The sequence below is a fragment of the Rhodococcus sp. NPDC057014 genome, assembly GCF_042673295.1.
GTDB lineage: Bacteria > Actinomycetota > Actinomycetes > Mycobacteriales > Mycobacteriaceae > Rhodococcus_F.
This window is the reverse complement of record NZ_JBHUSF010000008.1, coordinates 10,716-28,997: the sequence shown is the minus strand read 5'-3', so window position 1 is coordinate 28,997 and position 18,282 is coordinate 10,716. Positions and strand designations below refer to the sequence as shown.

The 18,282-nt window shown below is 70.4% G+C and carries 15 protein-coding genes and 1 pseudogene; 11 read left to right on the top strand and 5 right to left on the bottom strand.

All coding sequences use genetic code 11. The annotated features are described in order from the left end of the window. Positions 1–41 precede the first annotated feature (41 nt). Positions 42–1,226, top strand: coding sequence for an adenylyltransferase/sulfurtransferase MoeZ (gene moeZ, locus ACFTZB_RS03025; RefSeq protein WP_378430067.1), 1,185 nt, complete (start codon positions 42–44; stop codon positions 1,224–1,226). Between the two features lie 98 nt (positions 1,227–1,324). Continuing rightward, a complete protein-coding gene (locus ACFTZB_RS03020) occupies positions 1,325–2,179 on the top strand; it encodes a TIGR02569 family protein (protein ID WP_378430032.1) in 855 nt (284 codons plus the stop codon). On the opposite strand, the gene ACFTZB_RS03015 is transcribed toward ACFTZB_RS03020, so the two are convergent. Continuing rightward, positions 2,176–2,844: a FadR/GntR family transcriptional regulator gene (locus tag ACFTZB_RS03015; protein WP_378430031.1), complete on the bottom strand. Its 669-nt coding sequence runs from the start codon at positions 2,842–2,844 to the stop codon at positions 2,176–2,178. The two genes, ACFTZB_RS03020 and ACFTZB_RS03015, sit on opposite strands and share 4 nt — an antisense overlap. A gap of 11 nt (positions 2,845–2,855) precedes the next feature. On the opposite strand from ACFTZB_RS03015, the gene ACFTZB_RS03010 reads away from it, so the two are divergent. The 6 genes from ACFTZB_RS03010 to ACFTZB_RS02985 all read left to right on the top strand — a co-directional run bounded on the left by ACFTZB_RS03010 (position 2,856) and on the right by ACFTZB_RS02985 (position 10,554). Beyond that, positions 2,856–4,106, top strand: a complete 1,251-nt coding sequence (locus tag ACFTZB_RS03010) for a CynX/NimT family MFS transporter (RefSeq protein ID WP_378430030.1) — start codon at positions 2,856–2,858, stop codon at positions 4,104–4,106. A 131-nt stretch (positions 4,107–4,237) separates the two neighbouring features. Further along, positions 4,238–5,650, top strand: a complete 1,413-nt coding sequence (locus ACFTZB_RS03005; RefSeq protein ID WP_378430029.1) for an MFS transporter — start codon at positions 4,238–4,240, stop codon at positions 5,648–5,650. Between the two features lie 52 nt (positions 5,651–5,702). Beyond that, complete coding sequence (gene nirB, locus ACFTZB_RS03000; protein WP_378430028.1) at positions 5,703–8,213, top strand: nitrite reductase large subunit NirB; 2,511 nt, start codon at positions 5,703–5,705, stop codon at positions 8,211–8,213. An 81-nt stretch (positions 8,214–8,294) separates the two neighbouring features. Next, positions 8,295–8,696 carry a nitrite reductase small subunit NirD gene (gene nirD / locus ACFTZB_RS02995; protein ID WP_043825757.1) on the top strand — a complete coding sequence of 134 codons (402 nt, stop codon included), beginning with the start codon at positions 8,295–8,297 and terminating at the stop codon, positions 8,694–8,696. Beyond that, on the top strand, positions 8,693–9,850 hold the full coding sequence (locus tag ACFTZB_RS02990; protein ID WP_072937661.1) for a uroporphyrinogen-III synthase: 1,158 nt from the start codon (positions 8,693–8,695) through the stop codon (positions 9,848–9,850). The genes nirD and ACFTZB_RS02990 overlap by 4 nt, the downstream gene beginning before the upstream one ends. Further along, a complete protein-coding gene (locus ACFTZB_RS02985; protein ID WP_378430066.1) occupies positions 9,850–10,554 on the top strand; it encodes a sirohydrochlorin chelatase in 705 nt (234 codons plus the stop codon). Before ACFTZB_RS02990 ends, ACFTZB_RS02985 begins: the two co-directional genes overlap by 1 nt. A gap of 9 nt (positions 10,555–10,563) precedes the next feature. On the opposite strand, the gene ACFTZB_RS02980 is transcribed toward ACFTZB_RS02985, so the two are convergent. After that, positions 10,564–12,312 carry an NTP transferase domain-containing protein gene (locus ACFTZB_RS02980; protein ID WP_378430027.1) on the bottom strand — a complete coding sequence of 583 codons (1,749 nt, stop codon included), beginning with the start codon at positions 12,310–12,312 and terminating at the stop codon, positions 10,564–10,566. A gap of 22 nt (positions 12,313–12,334) precedes the next feature. Further along, a complete protein-coding gene (locus ACFTZB_RS02975; protein WP_257890675.1) occupies positions 12,335–12,460 on the bottom strand; it encodes a hypothetical protein in 126 nt (41 codons plus the stop codon). 61 nt (positions 12,461–12,521) lie between these two features. Between ACFTZB_RS02975 and ACFTZB_RS02970 the strand changes: the two genes are divergently transcribed. Together ACFTZB_RS02970 and ACFTZB_RS02965 are read left to right on the top strand one after the other, a co-directional pair. Continuing rightward, complete coding sequence (locus ACFTZB_RS02970; protein WP_378430026.1) at positions 12,522–13,967, top strand: PLP-dependent aminotransferase family protein; 1,446 nt, start codon at positions 12,522–12,524, stop codon at positions 13,965–13,967. Positions 13,968–14,106: 139 nt separating this feature from the next. After that, on the top strand, positions 14,107–15,366 hold the full coding sequence (locus ACFTZB_RS02965) for a lipase family protein (RefSeq protein ID WP_378430025.1): 1,260 nt from the start codon (positions 14,107–14,109) through the stop codon (positions 15,364–15,366). A gap of 13 nt (positions 15,367–15,379) precedes the next feature. On the opposite strand, the gene ACFTZB_RS02960 is transcribed toward ACFTZB_RS02965, so the two are convergent. Both ACFTZB_RS02960 and ACFTZB_RS02955 read right to left on the bottom strand, forming a co-directional pair. Then, complete coding sequence (locus ACFTZB_RS02960) at positions 15,380–15,688, bottom strand: MGMT family protein (RefSeq protein WP_378430024.1); 309 nt, start codon at positions 15,686–15,688, stop codon at positions 15,380–15,382. Beyond that, on the bottom strand, positions 15,688–16,473 hold the full coding sequence (locus ACFTZB_RS02955) for an alpha/beta fold hydrolase (protein ID WP_378430023.1): 786 nt from the start codon (positions 16,471–16,473) through the stop codon (positions 15,688–15,690). The genes ACFTZB_RS02960 and ACFTZB_RS02955 overlap by 1 nt, the downstream gene beginning before the upstream one ends. A gap of 56 nt (positions 16,474–16,529) precedes the next feature. Between ACFTZB_RS02955 and ACFTZB_RS02950 the strand changes: the two are divergent. Further along, positions 16,530–18,282 (top strand): annotated as a pseudogene (locus ACFTZB_RS02950) (UvrD-helicase domain-containing protein); the annotation flags it as partial.

Sequence of the window (18,282 nt, the reverse complement as noted above, 5' to 3'; positions counted from 1 at the left end):
CGCGCAATCGTCAGGAGTGGGCCGTGTCGCTTGACCGTTCTGTGAAGACAACCGGGGCGCTGCCGCCGCTGGTCGAACCGGACGCCGAACTTTCCCGCGACGAGGTGGCGCGGTACAGCAGGCACCTGATCATCCCCGACGTCGGTATGGCGGGGCAGAAGCGCCTGAAGAACGCGAAGGTCCTCGTCATCGGCGCCGGCGGCCTCGGCTCACCGGCCCTGCTCTACCTGGCGGCCGCGGGGGTCGGGACGCTCGGCATCGTCGAGTTCGACGAGGTCGACATGTCGAACCTGCAACGACAGGTGATCCATGGCCGCTCCGACGTGGGCCGGCCCAAGGGTGAGAGCGCGCGCGATTCGATCCGCGAGATCAACGACAACGTCGACGTCCGGTTGCACGAGTTCCGACTCGAGCCCGACAACGCCGTCGAACTGTTCGAGCAGTACGACCTGATCCTCGACGGCACCGACAACTTCGCCACCCGGTACCTCGTCAACGATGCCGCCGTCCTCGCGCACAAGCCGTACGTGTGGGGCTCGATCTACCGCTTCGAAGGCCAGGCGTCCGTGTTCTGGGAGGACGCGCCGAACGGCCGCGGACTCAACTACCGCGACCTGTACCCGGAGGCGCCCCCGCCGGGCATGGTGCCGTCGTGCGCGGAGGGCGGCGTGCTCGGTGTGCTCTGCGCTTCGATCGGTTCGATCATGGCCACCGAGGCGGTGAAGCTGATCACCGGCATCGGCGAATCACTGCTCGGACGGCTGATGGTCTACGACGCGCTCGACATGACGTACCGCACCATCGCGCTGCGCCGGGATCCGGCGCGGACTCCGGTCACCGAACTGATCGACTACGACGCGTTCTGCGGTGTGGTGTCCGACGAGGGGCAGGCCGCGGCGGCCGGTTCGACGATCACGGCCACGGAGCTGCGCGACCTCCTCGACTCCGGCAAGGAGATCGAACTCGTCGACGTGCGCGAGCCCGTGGAATGGGACATCGTCCACCTGCCCGGTGCGGTGCTCATCCCCAAGGACCGGATCCTGTCGGGGGAGGCGCTGTCGGAGCTTCCGCAGAACAAGCCGATCGTGCTGCACTGCAAGACCGGGGTTCGGTCGGCGGAGGCGCTGGCCGCGCTGAAGAAGGCCGGGTTCTCCGACGCCACCCATCTGCAGGGTGGGGTCATCGCGTGGGCCAGGCAGGTGGACACGAGCCTGCCCGTCTACTGACCACTGCCTGCCCACCGGCCCGGTCGCGGCGTGTTTGACGTCTCCGGGCCAGCGCGCCTTGCGCTGTCACCGGCCCACCCGGCGGTAGCGTTGAGGACGTGAGCACCGGCCAACCCCCTCAGCACGTGTGCTCCACGTTCGGCCTCCGGGAAGTCGAGCCCATCCCGCTCGGTGCGGACTGGGACGGCGGGTGGCTCTGTGGAGACGTAGTCCTGTCAGCCGTCGCCGACCACGCGCGCGCCGCGTGGTCCGCCAAGGTCCGCGAGACGCTCGAGGTGGACGGCGTGCGGCTCGCCCGTCCCGTGCGGTCCACCGACGGCCGGTACGTGGTGTCCGGGTGGCGCGCCGACACGTTCATCGAGGGCACACCCGAACCGCGTCACGACGAGGTCGTGTCGATGTCGGGGCGGCTGCACGCCGCCACCTCGCAACTCGACCGTCCCCGGTTCCTGGTGCAGCCCCCGGTCGCGCCGTGGGCGGAGGTCGACGTGTTCGTCGCGGCGGACCGGGCGGCCTGGGAGAAGATTCCGCTCCGCAGTGCGAAGGGCGCCGAACAGCTCGAGACCCCGTCCCCGGACGGTCGCAAGAGTCTCGAGCTGATCACCGGGCTGGCGACGTTGCGCAAGCCCGTCACGTGTCCGGATCAGCTCGTCCACGGCGACCTGTTCGGCACCGTCCTTTTCGCCGGTGCCCTCGCGCCCGGGATCACCGACATCACGCCGTACTGGCGCCCCGCGTCCTGGGCGGCGGCGGTGGCGGTGGTGGACGCCATCTCCTGGGGTGGAGCCGACGAGGCCCTCATCGGGAGGTGGGAAGACCTGCCCGAGTGGCCGCAGATGCTGCTGCGGGCGGTGTTGTTCCGGCTCGCCGTCCACGCGCTGCACCCGCGCTCGACCGCGGAGGCGTTCCCCGGGCTCGCTCGCACCGCCGACGTGGTGCGTCTCCTGCTCTAGGTGGTGAGCAGTTCGGCGAACAGGTCGCGGGCGGCGGCGGTCGCCGCGGACTCGTCGCCGTCGACGATCGCCCCGATCAGGTTCCGGTGCTCGTCGTGGAACCCCGCCCCCGTCGCGTGCACGTGCCGGTCGACGGTCTGGGCGATCGAGGGCAGCAGCGAGTCGTAGAACTCGAGGTACACGGCGTTGTGGCTCGCCTCGACGATCGCGCGGTGCAGGGTGACGTCGGCTGCGACGGCGGCCTCGGTGTCGGATTCGGCCCAGCACCGGAACCGCTCGTCGAGCAGGTTCTGCAGTCGGGCGACGTCGTCCGGGGTGCGTCGCCGGGCGGCGAGGGCGGCCGCGGTGACGTCGAGTGCCTGCCGCAGTTCCGTGACGTCCCGTTCGTGCGCGCCTGCGAAGTATTTGCCGAGTGTTCCGCCGACGTCGGAGGTGGCGACGACGTACGTGCCCGATCCCTGCCGCCGTTCCAGAAGCCCGGTGTGGACGAGGGCCTGCACTGCTTCACGGACGGTGTTGCGTCCCGTTCCGGTGAGTTCGGACAGTGCTGTCTCGGTGGGAATCTTCGCGCCCACCGCCCACCGGCCGCTGCAGATCTCGTCGCGTAGCTGCTCGGTCACCTGTGAGATGAGACTCGAGCGGCGCACGGGTTTTCCAAAGGTCATCCTGTCATCCTATGATTTCTCTCGTGACTCTTCTACGCGGCCGCCTCCTCGTCTTCTGCGCGATCGCCATGTCTGCTCTCGTCCTGAGGCTCGCGGTCACCTCGTTCACCCCGCTGGCCTCGCAGATCCGGGAGGACATCGGATTCTCGCCGACGGTCGTCGGGGTGTTCGGGATGGTGCCGACGGCGATGTTCGCGCTGTTCGGCCTGGGAACCCCGCTCATCGCCAAGCGATGGGGCCTGGAACGGACCGCGCTCGTGGCGATGCTGATGGCCGGAGTCGGCATGCTCACGAGAGCACTGATGAGCGACACCTGGTCGTTGCTGGCGCTGTCGTCGCTCGCGCTGGCCGGCATGGGAATCGGCAACGTGGTGATTCCGCCGCTGGTCAAGCGCTACTTCTCCGACCGGCTGGCCGTGATGAGTTCGGTGTACATCGTCGGGGTGCAGATCGGCACCATCGCGCCCGCCTTCGTGGCCGTCCCGCTCGCCGAGGCGCTCGGCTGGCGGTTTTCGATCGGAGTCTGGGCGCTCCTCGGCTTCGCCGCGGCCGTGCCGTGGATCTTCCTGCTCACCCGCGAGCGACGTCGCGCCGTGGTCGTCGCGACGGATCAGCCGACGGGAGCGCAGGCCGATCGCCCGCGCGGGAAGGCCTGGCGTTCGCCCGTCGGCTGGGGGATGGCCGGCATGTTCGGGATGACGTCGATGATCACGTACTCGATGTTCACCTGGATTCCCGACATCTTGTCCGACGCCGGCGCGAGCGAGGCGTTCGGCGGCGCCATGGTGGGACTGTTCTCGTTCATGGGCCTCGTCGCCGCGTTCGGCGCCCCCACGTTGTGCGCCCGCATGCGCAACCCGTTCCCGGTCGTGATCGGATGCGCGGTCTGCTACCTGGTCGCCTTCAGCGGGCTGCTGTTCGCTCCGATGAGCGCACCGATCCTGTGGATCGTGCTGCTGGGGCTCGGACCGAGCACGTTCCCGATGTCGCTGACGCTCATCAATCTGCGCACGCGCAGCCACCTCGGCTCGGCGACGCTGTCCGGTTTCACGCAGGGTGTGGGCTACGCCGTCGCGTGCCTCGGTCCGCTACTGTTCGGGGTGTTCCACGACGCCTCGGGCGGCTGGACCGTGTCGTTCGGATTCCTGACGTTCGGCGTGGTGATCCTCCTCATAGCGGCGTACCAGGCATGCAAGCCGCGCATGCTCGAGGACAGCTGGCACGTCGAAAATGAGCCCGTGGACGCTCTTCGACACGTCTAGGAAACATGCAGGAAACCTCACATCGGCCCAGTCGAAAAGTGAGGATCCGTTGACGCCCCGGTCACCGACCGCAGCACCGCCGCAACACCGGTTTTCTACCTTTGGGTCTCCCACACAACGAGGAGGCCCGGGTGAAGAAGCACTACATCGAGCACTGGGACGCGGAAGACGTCGACGCCTGGGAGGCGGGCGGCAAGGACATCGCGAAGCGGAACCTGATCTGGTCGGTAGTCGCTGAGCACGTCGGCTTCTCCGTCTGGTCGATCTGGTCCGTCATGGTCCTGTTCATGCCGACCGACATCTACGGGATCGACGCGGCGGGCAAGTTCTTCCTCGTCGCCGTCCCGACCCTCGTCGGCTCGATCCTGCGGATCCCCTACACGGTCGCGACGGCCCGCTTCGGTGGTCGCAACTGGACCGTCTTCAGCGCCCTCGTCCTGCTCGTCCCGACGCTGTTCACTCTCTACCTGATGATGAACCCGGGAGCGTCGTACACGACGTTCATCCTCGTCGCGGCACTCGCCGGCGTCGGGGGCGGCAACTTCGCCTCGTCGATGACCAACATCAACGCGTTCTACCCGCAGCGGCTCAAAGGCTGGGCGCTCGGTCTCAACGCGGGTGGCGGCAACATCGGTGTCCCGGTGATCCAGGTCGTCGGTCTGCTCGTGATCGCCACCCTCGGCAACACGGACCCCTGGATCGTGTGCGCCGTCTACCTGGTCTTCATCGCCGTCGCCGCGGTCGGGGCTTCCCTGTTCATGGACAACCTCGGCAACCAGAAGTCCGATCTCCGGTCGATGGCGAAGGCGCTGAAGTTCTCCGACTCGTGGGTCATCAGCTTCCTCTACATCGGCACGTTCGGTTCGTTCATCGGATTCAGCTTCGCGTTCGGCCAGGTGCTGCAGATCAACTTCCTCGCCGGTGGCGCCACTCCCGCGGAGGCCGCCCTGCACGCCGCGCAGATCGCGTTCATCGGACCGCTGCTCGGCTCCATCGCCCGGCCGATGGGCGGCAAGCTCGCCGACCGCATCGGCGGCGGCAAGATCACGCTGTACACCTTCGTCGCCATGGCGCTCGCCGCCGCAGTGCTGGTGACCGCGGGCACCGTCGATGACGGCGCGCCGGGTGCGGCCACCGCCGGAGTGCTGGTGGCGTTCGTGTTCGGCTTCATCACCCTGATCCTGCTGGCCGGCATCGGCAACGGCTCGGTCTACAAGATGATCCCGTCGATCTTCGAGGCCAAGGCGCAGGGGCTCGAAGGACTGAGCCGCGACGCCAAGGCCGCGTGGTCGCGGGCGATGTCCGGCGCTCTCATCGGTTTCGCCGGTGCCATCGGCGGCCTCGGCGGCGTCGGAATCAACCTGGTGCTCCGCGCGTCCTACGGCGGCGCCGCGAAGTCGGCGACCATGGCGTTCTGGGTGTTCCTCGCCTTCTACCTCGCCTGCATCCTCGTCACCTGGTTCGTCTTCCTGCGCCGCCCGTCCGTCACGCGTGGCCTCCCCGTCTCCGACGGCGACGACGAAAAGGTGTCGGTCTCGGCCTGACCCCGCGCAGTACCGCACGAACCCGAGAAATTCAGCTAGAAGGAGCGACGGCATGAGCCGCAAGTCAGCAGTGGTCATCGGACACGGAATGGTCGGACATCGATTCGTCGAGGCGTTGCGGGCACGCGACGAGTCGGACGACTGGTCGGTGACGGTGCTCTGCGAGGAGCCCCTCCCCGCGTACGACCGGGTGGGACTGTCCTCCTACGTGGGGGCGTGGGACCCCAAGGAGCTTGCGCTCGCGGGTAACGACTACCCGGACGACGCGCTCGTCGACCTGCGGGTCGGCCGCCGGGCCGCGACCATCGACCGGGAGGCCCGCAAGGTCACCACCGATTCGGGTGAGGTCGTCGGGTACGACGCCCTCGTGATGGCCACCGGTTCGTATCCGTTCGTACCGCCGATCCCCGGCCACGACCGCCCGGAGTGCTTCGTCTACCGCACGCTCGCCGACCTCGACGGCATCCGGAAGCGGGCCGACGAGGCCGGTCCCGGCGCCGTCGGTGTCGTCGTCGGCGGCGGTCTGCTCGGACTCGAGGCCGCGAACGCCCTCAAGTTGATGGGCATGACCCCGCACGTGGTCGAGTTCGCTCCCCGGCTGATGCCGCTGCAGGTGGACGAGGGCGGCGGCGCGCTGCTGGCCAACCTCGTCACCGACCTGGGTCTCACCGTCCACACGGGTGTCGGCACCGCAGGCATCACCGAGGGCCCGGACGGGATCAGCGTCGAACTGTCCGACGGCTCGGTGATCGAGGCCGCGCTGCTGGTGTTCTCCGCGGGTGTGCGGCCGCAGGACCAGCTGGCCCGCGACGCCGGACTCGAGGTCGGCGAGCGGGGTGGGATCATCACCGACCTCGGCTGCCGCACGTCGGACGAGAACATCTACGCGGTCGGCGAGTGCGCCGCGGTGGAGGGCCGGTGCTACGGCCTCGTCGCTCCCGGGTACACCACCGCGGAGATCGTCGCGGACCGGTTGCTCGGCGGGGCGGCGGAGTTCCCCGGCGCCGATCTGTCCACCAAGCTCAAGCTGATGGGTGTGGACGTCGCCAGCTTCGGCGACGCCCACGCTCAGACCCCCGGCGCGCTGGAGGTGGTTCTCAGCGACGCCGCCAAGGGCACCTACGCCAAGCTCGTCGTGTCCGACGACGCGAAGACGCTGCTCGGCGGCATCCTCGTCGGCGACGCGTCCGCGTACGCGTCGCTGCGTCCCCTCGTCGGCCGCGAACTGCCCGGCGATCCGGCCTCGCTCATCTCGCCCGCGGGGGAGAAGCCCGGCGCCGGATCGCTGCCCGACGACGCCGAGGTGTGCTCGTGCAACGGCGTCACCAAGGGTTCGATCTGCGGCGCCATCGCTGCCGGCGCCTGCGACATCGCGCAGGTCAAGAGCTGCACCAACGCCGGCACCACGTGCGGCGGCTGCCTGCCGACCATCAAGCAGCTGCTCGCCTCGTCCGGAGTGGTGATGTCGAAGGCGCTGTGCGAGCACTTCGAGCAGTCGCGCGCCGAGCTGTTCGAGATCGTGCAGGCCACCGACACACGCACGTTCTCCGCCCTGATCTCGAAGTACGGGACGGGCTCGGGCTGCGACATCTGCAAGCCCGTCGTCGCGTCGATCCTGGCGTCCACCGACTCGGACCACATTCTGCACCGCAACCAGGCGGGACTGCAGGACACGAACGACCACTTCCTGGCCAACATCCAGAAGAACGGCACCTACTCGGTGGTGCCGCGGATGCCCGGCGGCGAGTGCACGCCCGAACAGCTCATCGTCATCGGTGAGGTGGCCCGCGACTTCGGTCTCTACACGAAGGTCACCGGCGGTCAGCGCATCGACCTGTTCGGCGCGCGCGTCGAGCAACTGCCCGCGATCTGGAAGCGTCTCGTCGATGCCGGCATGGAGTCGGGTCAGGCGTACGGCAAGTCGCTGCGCACCGTGAAGAGCTGCGTCGGATCCACCTGGTGCCGGTACGGCGTGCAGGACTCCGTGGGTATGGCGGTCGACCTGGAGAACCGCTACCGCGGTCTGCGGTCCCCGCACAAGATCAAGTTCGGTGTGTCGGGCTGTGCCCGCGAATGCGCCGAGGCGCGCGGCAAGGACGTCGGCGTCATCGCCACAGAGAACGGCTGGAATCTGTACGTCGGCGGCAACGGCGGCCAGTCGCCGAAGCACGCCCAGCTGCTCGCGGGCGGGCTCGACGACGAGACCCTCATCCGGTACATCGACCGGTACCTGATGTTCTACATCCGCACCGCGGACCGGCTCCAGCGCACCGCGCCGTGGGTCGAGTCCCTCGACGGCGGACTCGACCATCTCAAGGCCGTGGTGTGCGAGGACAGCCTGGGCATCGCCGCCGAACTCGAGGCGGCCATGGCCAAGCACGTTCTGGGGTACAAGGACGAGTGGGCGGGTGTGCTCGAGGACCCGGAGAAGCTGTCGCGGTTCGTGTCGTTCGTCAACGCACCCGAAGAGGCCGATCCGACCGTCGCGTTCGACGACACGGGTGTCCGGAAGGTCCCGGTGTTGATGGGAATGCCGAAATTCGCAGCTTCTACATCGGAGTAATCCCCGCTTAACGCAGCGGAAACACCCACCACGAACTATGTATCCAAGCACGGATACACACCAGCCCGAAGGAGGACTGTGATGACCGTCGTCGACATGAACGTCCACAGTGCCAGTGGAACCAGGTTCGAAAGCGTCAAGTCAGGCCGTCTCGAATGGACGTCCGCGTGTCCGCTCAGCCAACTGATCCCCGGTCTCGGGGTGGCGGTGCTGCTGCGGGGCGGAGAGCAGGTGGCACTGTTCCTTCTCGAGGACGGATCCCTGCACGCCGTCGGCAACATCGACCCGTTCGGGCGCGCTGCCGTGATGTCGCGGGGCCTCGTGGGGGACCGGGCAGGGGAGCCCACCGTGGCGTCGCCCCTGCTCAAGCAGGTGTTCTCGCTGGTCGACGGTCGCTGCCTGGACGACGAATCGGTGCGGCTGCCCGTGTACGACGTGCGGGTGTGGGCCGGCGTCGTCCAGGTCCACAGCACGCACGCGTGAACGACGCGGCGCCGCTGTGCGGGTTCACGATCGGGATCACGGCGTCCCGGCGTGCGGAAGAGTTCGCCACACTGCTGACGCGGCGCGGTGCCACCGTGGTGCACGCTCCGGCCATCCGCATCATCCCGTTGGCCGACGACACGGAACTCGAGCGCGTCACGCGCCAGATCATCGACAACCCGCCGGAGATCGTCGTCGCGACCACCGGGATCGGTTTCCGCGGCTGGATGGAGGCCGCGGACGGCTGGGGTGAAGCGGAGGAGCTCGGGCGCGCGCTGGCCGCCAGCCGGCTGCTGGCCCGCGGACCCAAGGCAAAGGGCGCGATCCGGGCGGCGGACCTGCGGGAAGAGTGGTCACCCGCGTCGGAGTCGTCGGCCGAAGTGCTCGATCACCTGCTCGGCGAGGGCGTCGAAGGCAAGCGCATCGCGGTCCAGCTGCACGGGGCCACCACCGAATGGGAGCCGGTCGCGGACTTCTGCGAGGTGCTCCGCTGCGCGGGCGCCGACGTGATCGCCGTCCCCGTCTACCGGTGGACACCGCTCGAGGACCAGGCCCCGATGGACCGGATGATCGAACTGATCGCCTCCGGCGGTCTCGACGCGGTCAGCTTCACCAGCGCACCGGCGGTCGCCTCGCTGCTGACCCGCGCCAAGGAGACCGGAATGATCGAGATGGTGCTGCACTCGTTCCGGCACCGGGTTCTCGCCGCCTGCGTCGGACCGGTCACCGCCGGACCGCTCCGCGAGCTCGAGGTCCCGACGACCATGCCGGCACGCTCACGACTGGGTGCGCTCGCCCGGCACATCGCCGACGAGCTGCCGCGGCGGGCGAACAAGATCCACACCGCCGGACACGAGCTGAGCATCCGCGGCGGATGCGTCGTCGTCGACGGCGAGGTGCGCCAGTTGCCGCCCGCCGCGATGTCGCTGATGCGCACGCTCGGCGCCCGGCCCGGCCGGGTCGTCCCCCGGGACGAACTGCTCGCCGCACTGCCCGGAGGCGGCGGCGACACCCACGCCGTGGAAACGGCGGTGGCCAGACTGCGCGCGTCCCTGGGCGCACCGAAAGCAGTCCAGACGGTGGTCAAGCGGGGATACCGCCTCGCGCTCGATCCCGTCGACTGCGCCGATTCACGTGAGGAGGGACAGCAATGATGAACGAGACAGCACTGGTACTGGTGGCACACGGAACGCGGAGTCCCCGGGGCGTGGAAATGATCGCCGCGCTCGCCGACGCCGTCGCCGAGCAGGTCGGACCCACCCGGGTGTCCTTCGTGGACGTGCTCGGGCCGTCACCCGCCGAGGTGCTCCGAGACATCACCGGGCCCGCCGTCGTGGTGCCGGCGTTCCTCGCGTCGGGCTACCACGTCCACACCGACGTTCCGCGGGAGGTCGCCGACAGCGGCCATCCCTCCGTGGCCGTGACCCGGGCCCTGGGACCGGACCCCGTTCTCGCGGACGTCCTGCTGCGGCGTCTCGTCGATGCGGGCTGGCGGCCCGGCGACGCGGTCGTGCTCGCCGCGGCCGGCTCGTCCGACCCCCGGGCGCTGCGCGACGTCCGGCGCGCCGCGGCGATGCTGTCGGAACTCGTCGAGTCGCGGGTCCGGATCGGCTACGTCGCGACCGCGCAGCCGCGCGTCCCCGACGTGGTCGCCGGGTTGCGGGCCGACGGCGAGCAGCGGGTGTTCGTCGCGTCGTATCTCCTGGCCCACGGACTGTTCCACGCCCGCCTCGCCGATGCCGGTGCGGACGGGGTGGCCGAGCCGCTCGGCGTCGATCCGGCGATCGTCGATCTCGTCGCGGACCGCTACCGCAGCGGAATCCCGGCCGCGGTCCGCGCCCTGTCGTACCAGCGCTGAACCGCCCGGTCAGCGCGGCAGCGGCACCAGCTCGGCGAGATCACCGTCGGCGGCCCCCGCCGGGACCAGAGCCAGCGCTTCGCGGTCGATCAGGGCCGCGAGATGCGCCGTCCGGATTCCGGCGTCGACGCGCCACGTGCCGTCCGGTTGCGGGACGGCAGGCAGGATGCGGGTCGCGTCGCCGCTGACCTCCGACGCATTCGCGATGCGCCCCAGCTGAATCGGGGCCGGGGTGCGACCGGTGAGCGCGGCCGCGATGGACGGAACCGTGGTCAGCAGTGTCACGACCGCGGCGTACGGGTTGCCGGGCAGCCCGAGGACCACCCGGCCGTCGGGTAGCAGGGCGGTCACCTGTGAACCGCCCGGCCGGCACCGCACCCGCCCCACCACGATCCGGGCGCCCGCCCGGTCGAGCGACGCACGCAGCTGGTCGGCCGCGCCGCCGCCGGTGGCCCCCACGATCACGATCAGGTCGGGCCGGCGGACTTCCCGGAACAGCTCGTCGAAGCTGTCGGACGTGTCCCGCAGGTGCGTGTCGGCGACCGTGTGGATGCCGCACCACGAGAGGAACTGGGGGAGAACGGGGCCCAGGGCATCCCGCGTCTGCCCGTGCCGCAGTGGGCCGTCGCGCCGGATCTCGTCTCCCGTCACCACCACGTGCGCGCGCACGGGTCCGCGGACCCCGGCGGTGGTCACCTCCGCGCTCGCGGCCGCGGAGACGAGCGCGGGCGTGACGGCTGTCCCCTCCGCCGCGAGCCGATACCCTTCGTGCCAGTCCTCGCCGCGGCGCCGCGCGTCGTCGCGCACGGGGGCGTCGGTCCTGCGGGACAGTCGCCGTCCGTCGGAAGTGTCTGTCGTCACAGCGAATTCGTCCCGCACGACGGTGGAGGCGCCGTTGGGCAGGTGTGCCCCCGTCGCGATCCGCGCCGCCTCGCCCTCCGCCAGCTCGAGTTCCTCGTCACTGCCGGCGTACCGGATGGCGTCGCGCAGCACCCACGGACCGTCGCCCGCGACGGCGTATCCGTCCATGGCGGACACGGCGATACGCGGCAGGGCTTCGGCGGCGAGCAGCGGCTCGGCCAGCGTGGCGCCGAGCGATGCGCCGAGCGTCGCGGCGCGCGGTGGCAGTGGGGGGACCGCGGTCAGGATCGCGGTGCGGGCCTCGGCGACGGTGACGGGCACCGCCGCGGCCGTGCTGCGGGCCCGCTCGACGTCCTCCGGTGTGTCGCAGTCGGTGACGCCCCGGAAGAGCACCGTGTCGAACGATTCCGGGACGAGGGCCTTCATCGGCTGATTCACGGCCGAGCCGAGCGCGCGGAGCCGGTCGGTGAGCGCGCTGACGCGCCAGGCGGACAACAGGAACTGCAGTCGGCCCGACTCGTCGACCGCGAACACCGTGTCGGCGTCCTGCACGGCGGTGGCGAGGGCCTCGGCCATCGCCGGTTCCGCGAACGGCAGGTCCGACGCGAGCAGGATCACCCGGTCGCCCGGGTCGGCGTCGAGCACGGCCAGCCCGGCCGCCACTCCTGCGACCGGGCCGGCGCCCGGCGGCGTCTCCTGCGTCTGGAGCACTGTCGAATCGAGGTCGGTGCGGCGAGGTCCCACGACGACGATGCGCTCACAGTCGTCGACGGCGTCGAGAGCGGTGTCGAGCATCCGGCGTCCGCCGACCACCACGGCCGGTTTGTCGACGCCGCCCATCCGAGTGGCTCGTCCACCGGCGAGGACTATCGCGTGAACGGGCGCGGCAGAGTTCATTCCCTCATGCTGCCGCACACCCTCAGTCGCTGTGCAGGTGGCTGCGCGGAGGGCCGGCGAGCCCGGACCGTCCGCCCTGCGCCGTGCTGACGCAGAGCCAGGCCACCGACGCCAGACTGAGGGCGAGGAGGATTCCAATTACCAACATGAATCAATTGTCGGCCCAAAATGGACCGTGATTTCCAGTCCTCTGTGGAAAAGTGGCCTGTATGAGCAGTGAACCGGTCCGAACCGTCTCCGCGGCCGAGTTGGCGGTGCTGCTCGGCGCGGCACCCGCAGGCAGGCAGCCGCTGTACCGCGGTCTCGCCGACGCCCTCCGCGAGAGGGTCGCCGACGGATCCCTGGCCGTCGGAGTCCGGCTGCCCGCCGAGCGGGCCCTCGCGGAGGAACTCCGGCTCAGCCGGGTAACCGTCAGCGCCGCCTATCGCGAACTGAGGGAGGCGGGTTGGGCGTCGGCGCGGCACGGATCGGGGACGTTCGTGGCGATGCCGTCGGGTCCGCCCGCCTGGGGGAGCATGGTCGGGGCGCCGGTCGACGGCGTGATCGACCTCGTCAACGCCGCACCGGCGGCCGCTCCCGAACTCCGGGAGGCATACCTCGACGCCGTCGACGAGTTGCCCCGCTTCATGCTCCAGCACGGCTACCACCCCGGCGGGCTGACCACACTCCGGGCGGCGATAGCAGACCGCTACACGCGCCGCGGTCGCCCGACCACTGCAGACCAGATCCTCGTCACCGGGGGCGCGGGCGACGCCACCGAGGTGGTGTTCGAGGCACTGGTCGAGGCGGGCGACCGGGTCCTGATCGAGCACCCGACCTACCCCGGCGCGGTCGAATCCGTGCAGGCGGCCGGCGGCAGACCCGTTCCGGTGCCGATCGACGCGACCGACCCCGACGCATTCGTCGCCGAAGTGGACCGGGCCGCCCGGCAGAGTGCCCCCACGGTGGCGTACGTGATGCCGGACTTCTCCAATCCGTCGGGAGCCCGGGCCACCGCCGAGGGCAGACGGCGGCTGGCCGCGACCCTCGCCCGGCACGGAGTGGTGACCGTCGTGGACGAGGTGGCGGCCGACATCGTGCTGGACGGTCCGGACGACCTCGAGCCGTTCGGCGTCCCGGTCCCGGAATCGGCGACCGTGGCGATCGGCAGCCTCAGCAAGACCGTGTGGGGTGGTATCCGCATCGGCTGGGTGCGTGCGGAGGCTGCCCGCACCGCGCAGATGGCCAAGATCATGGCGCGCAGGCAACTGTCGGTCTCGGTGCTGGATCAGCTTGCGGCCGTGCGCCTGTTCGCCTGGCACGACCGACTGGTCGCACAGCGCCGCCACGATCTCCGGGTGCAGCGGGACGCGCTCGCGGCGGCGATCGACGAGCGGTTGCCCGGGTGGAGCTACGTGCTGCCCGCCGGGGGACTGTCCCTGTGGTGCCGGCTGCCTGCCGGTACGAGTTCGACGGACCTCGTCGCGGCCGCGCGGTCGCGGGGGCTGCTGCTGGCGCCGGGGCCGCGGTTCGGCACCGGCCATCTGTTCGACGACCATCAGCGGATGCCGTTCACGCGGCCGATGTCCGAATTGACCGCCGCCGTGAATGTCCTTGCCACGCTGGTCGTGTCCGTCGACGCCGCGATGTCCGCGGCGCCGACGCTCGTCGTGTGACGCGGGGTGGGTCACGGAAATGTATCTGTGAATCGAAGTATCGGTCAGAGACCTGTTCGGTACCGGGAAAGGGGCGGATCTTTATCGACGCTCTGGCATAGTGATGCCGTCGACCCGTCGCTGAAATGTGGGGTATGTCATGGGCTCGTTGTTCCGCAGATCCTTCGGCACAGTCGGTTCGGTCCTCGCACTGACCGCCGCCCTGTTCGGCGCCGGAACCTCCGCGGCACAACCACTGGTACCGTTGGCGCCCCTGCCGACACCACCTGCCGCCGACGCGATCTTCCCGGTCGCCGACCCGGACCCCTTCTACATTCAGCCCGCGGACATCGCCGACCACGCCCCGGGCGACGTGCTGAAGATCCGCCAGTTGCCGCCGTCGTACTACTTCCCCGGTAGTGCGATGTGGGAGTTGCTGTTCCGGACCACCGACTCCGAGGGCAGACCGATCGCGGCGAACACCACGTACGTGCTGCCCCCGAACCACGTCCCGGACGGCCCGCTGGTGTCGTATCAGCACATCATCAATTCGCTGGGCAACAAGTGCAAGATCGTCACCGAGCTGTACACCACCGACCCGCTGCACCAGATCCGGGAGGCCGCAGGACTCAACATCGCTCTCGCGCGCGGGTGGGCGGTGGCGCTGCCCGACCATCTGGGACCGCGGATGGCGTACGGCGCAGCCAAACTCGGTGGCCAGATCACGCTGGACGGCATCCGTGCCGTCCAGCGGGTTCCCGAACTGCAGGTTCAGAACAGCAAGGTCGGACTGGGCGGGTACTCCGGTGGCGGCATGGCGACGGCATGGGCGGCGGCGCTGGCCCCGAGCTACGCCCCCGACCTGAACATCGTCGGCGCCGCCGCAGGCGGCACCCCGATGAACCTGGTGAAGATGGCGGAGGCGCTGGGCACGAACCCGCACCCCGCGTTCGGTCTCGCGATGGCCGCCGCGCTCGGGCTCGAGCGCGAATACCCGGATCGCATCGACGTCAGCGGCCAACTCAACGACGAGGGCCGCTGGATGAAGCAGATGATCGGCAACGGATGCACCAACGAGATCATGCTGTTCGGGCTCGGGCGAAGCGCCTCCCAGATGACGGACAACACGAACTTCATGGACGATCCGGAAGCGTGGAAAGTGATGGAGGAGAACAGCCTGGAACTGTATCCGGGCGTGCCCACCACGCCGATCTTCGAATGGCACAGCCCGACGGACGCGCTGATCCCGGTCGATTCGATCGACACCACGCTGCGGCGGTACTGCGACGCGGGCACACCGGTGCAGACGCTGCTCACGCCGACACCCGACCATCTGTCGGCGGCGGCGCTGGGACTGCCCCAGGGGCTGGACTGGATGGACGCCCGGTTCCGCGGCGACCCCGCGCCGAGCACCTGCTGAGGCGGGTGGACCGTCAGCCGGGCGGATCGAACCGGTACCGCGCCGCCGCGAGATCCACGCGGCCGTCCCGGATGGGCACGCCCTCGAGTTCGAGCTTCGCGATCTGCTTGTGCGCGAGGTGCGGCGCCGGCCGCCCCGAGGCGCCCAGCACGCGGTGCCAGGGCAGGTCGGCGGAGTCGGTGCGCATGATCCAACCCACCGTCCGCGCACTCGACAGCCCGGCCGCCGACGCGATGTCACCGTAGGTGGCCACCCGGCCGGGCGGAATCGACGCGACGAGCGCGCGGACCGCCTCGACCTGTTCCTCCGTCGTCGCGACCATCAGAGGAGTGTGCGGATGAGCGCGGCCACCTCGTCGGGCCGGGCCTGCGGCACCATGTGGTCGCAGTCGAGGTCGACGGCGGTGAGGTTGTCGCCCAGGTGGCCGACGAGGGCCGTGCGGAACTCGGGTGTGACGTACGGCGGCTGCACCTTCGATGCCTGCACGAGCACGGTCGGCAGGTGCGCGGGCGGAAGAACAGCCTCGCGGGCGAGTTCGCCCCACGCCGTGACGACGGCCGGGGTGGACAGTCGCCAGTTGACCCGGCCGTTCTCGAGGGGCACCAGGTGTTCGGCGATCTCGTCCTCGAGGACGTCGCGGGCCACCTCGCCCCACGAGCCGTGAAGCTTGTCGGACCGGGCCTCCTCGACGTCGGTGTAGTCGGGGGAGGAGATGGTGAGATCGGCCACCGACTGCATCTGCGCGGGATCGAGCCCGATCGCCGGGTCGAGCAGCACGAGGCCGCGGACCCGGTCGGGGACCGCGCGCGCCAGGTGCAGCGCGAGGGCGCAACCGAACGAGTGGCCCACCACCAGGACCGGTCCCCGGGCGTGCGCGTCGAGGGTGTCGACGAGGCTCGCGACGTGGGCCTCCAGGTTCCACGGCGGCGACCACGTCGAGCGGCCGTGCCCGAGCAGGTCGGGGGAGATCCACCGGGCGTCGGGCAACTGGTCGGTGGCCAGCGCCTCCCACCGTCTGCCGTGACCGGTGAGTCCGTGCAGGGCGAGGATCTCCGTGCCGTCCTCGGCGCCGAACAGGTACGTATTCAGAGCTGACACGTGACCCATGATGCCGGATCGGGGCGCCGCAGGAGATGTCGGACCGTTCTGGTGGAATGCTGCCCATGACGGAATCGGCGGTGCGCACCAGGACGTCGGCTCCCCGGGCCCGGCTCGTGCACCGCCCGAGCCCCGACCGCCCGGCCCGGGTGTGGGACGACTCCACGCAGCGGGTCCTCACCGCACCGCCCCTCGGCATGGGCTGGAATCCGTGGCAGGTGCTCGGCGGCCCGGGAACCGGCAAGACGTCGCTGCTCGTCGACGTCGCGGTGGACCGGATCGCGGGCGGCGAAGACCCGGAGTCGGTGCTCGTCCTGACGCAGTCGAAGCGAGCGGCGGGCCGGGTGCGCGAAGAGGTGACCGCCGCCCTCATCGGCCACGACGAGCACCACGGGCCCCGGGCCACGCGCGAACCGCTCGTCCGCACCGTCCACTCCTACGCGTTCGCGGTGCTGCGGTTGCAGGCCGCCGCCCACGGCAATCCGCCGCCGCGCCTCATCACCGGCGCCGAACAGGACGCCGTGCTCCGCGAGATGTTGCAGGGCGACATTGCGGACGGCGGCGAGATGTGGCCCGAACGTCTGCGTCCCGCACTGGCGCTGGGCGGCTTCGCCGTCGAACTGCGCGATCTCATGTTGCGCTCGAGCGAGCGGGGACTCGGCCCGGAAGATCTGATCAAGCTGGGCCGGCGGCACAACCGCTCCGAGTGGGTGGCGGCGGGCATGTTCGCCGCCCGGTACGAGCACGGCATGCTGCTGCGCGGAGCGGTGGGTGTCGAGGCCCCCGAGGCCACGGCGCCGGCGCTGGACGCGGCCGAACTCATCGGTGCGGCCCTCACCGCGTTCGCCACCGATCCGGACCTGCTGAGCGCGGAACGGACCCGGGTGCGGCACCTGCTCGTCGACGACGCCCAGCACCTCGATCCGCAGGCCGCGGAACTGGTCCGGCTCGTCGGCACCGGTACCCGCACCACGGTCGTGGCCGGCGACCCGGACCAGTCGATCTACGGCTTCCGCGGGGCCGACCCCACGTTCCTCACCGGCCTGGCCGACAAGGGCGATTCCCGACAGGTGCTGCTCCCGGTCAACTTTCGCAGTTCAGCGGAGGTCGCGGCCACCGCGGCCCGCATCACGTCCCGCCTTCCCGGGCACCTGCCCCACCGGATCTGGGCCCCGTCGCAGGACGGCGGCAGGACGTCGGTCCGGGTCCTCGGCACCGCGGCGAAGGAGGCCGCGCTGATCGCCGACACCCTGCGCCGCGCCCACCTCCTCGACGGCGTGCCGTGGACGGAGATGGCGGTGATCGTGCGCTCGGTTCCGCGGGCGCTGGCGCCGCTCCGGCGGGCACTGCTGAGCGCGGGCGTGCCCGTCACCACCGCGGCGTCCGAGTTGCCGCTGGCCCGTCAGCACGGGGTGTCGGGGCTGATGCTGGTGCTGCGGGCACTGTCGGGGCAGGAATTCACGGGCGAGGATGCGCTCGCCCTGCTCGCCGGCCCGGTCGGCGGCGCGGAACCCGTGGCGCTCCGGCGTCTTCGCCGGGGTCTGCGGCGCGCCGAGCTGGCCTCCGGCGGCGACCGCGACTCCGCGGAACTGCTCCGTCTCCTGCTGGTCGGCGAGACGGACAGCACCCGCAGGGTCACGGCGAAGCTGACCGACGTCGAAGCGGCGTCCCTGAACCGGGTGCTGTCCGTGCTGCGCAAGGCGAGGGTTCCGCTGGGGCGCGGGCGCGGCATCGAGGACGTGCTGTGGGCGGCCTGGCAGGCCACCGGACTCGAACGTCGCTGGTCGGCGGCCTCCGCTCGCGGCGGTCCGATCGGGG

What these genes read in the sequence shown, in the direction of transcription:
- ACFTZB_RS03015 (WP_378430031.1), bottom strand. Translation starts at nt 2,844, where the DNA reads ATGACCTTTGGAAAACCCGTGCGCCGCTCGAGTCTCATCTCACAGGTG.
- ACFTZB_RS03010 (WP_378430030.1), top strand. Translation starts at nt 2,856, where the DNA reads ATGATTTCTCTCGTGACTCTTCTACGCGGCCGCCTCCTCGTCTTCTGC.
- nirB (WP_378430028.1), top strand. Translation starts at nt 5,703, where the DNA reads ATGAGCCGCAAGTCAGCAGTGGTCATCGGACACGGAATGGTCGGACAT.
- nirD (WP_043825757.1), top strand. Translation starts at nt 8,295, where the DNA reads ATGACCGTCGTCGACATGAACGTCCACAGTGCCAGTGGAACCAGGTTC.
- ACFTZB_RS02985 (WP_378430066.1), top strand. Translation starts at nt 9,850, where the DNA reads ATGAACGAGACAGCACTGGTACTGGTGGCACACGGAACGCGGAGTCCC.
- ACFTZB_RS02980 (WP_378430027.1), bottom strand. Translation starts at nt 12,312, where the DNA reads ATGAACTCTGCCGCGCCCGTTCACGCGATAGTCCTCGCCGGTGGACGA.
- ACFTZB_RS02975 (WP_257890675.1), bottom strand. Translation starts at nt 12,460, where the DNA reads ATGTTGGTAATTGGAATCCTCCTCGCCCTCAGTCTGGCGTCGGTGGCC.
- ACFTZB_RS02970 (WP_378430026.1), top strand. Translation starts at nt 12,522, where the DNA reads ATGAGCAGTGAACCGGTCCGAACCGTCTCCGCGGCCGAGTTGGCGGTG.
- ACFTZB_RS02965 (WP_378430025.1), top strand. Translation starts at nt 14,107, where the DNA reads ATGGGCTCGTTGTTCCGCAGATCCTTCGGCACAGTCGGTTCGGTCCTC.
- ACFTZB_RS02960 (WP_378430024.1), bottom strand. Translation starts at nt 15,688, where the DNA reads ATGGTCGCGACGACGGAGGAACAGGTCGAGGCGGTCCGCGCGCTCGTC.
- ACFTZB_RS02955 (WP_378430023.1), bottom strand. Translation starts at nt 16,473, where the DNA reads ATGGGTCACGTGTCAGCTCTGAATACGTACCTGTTCGGCGCCGAGGAC.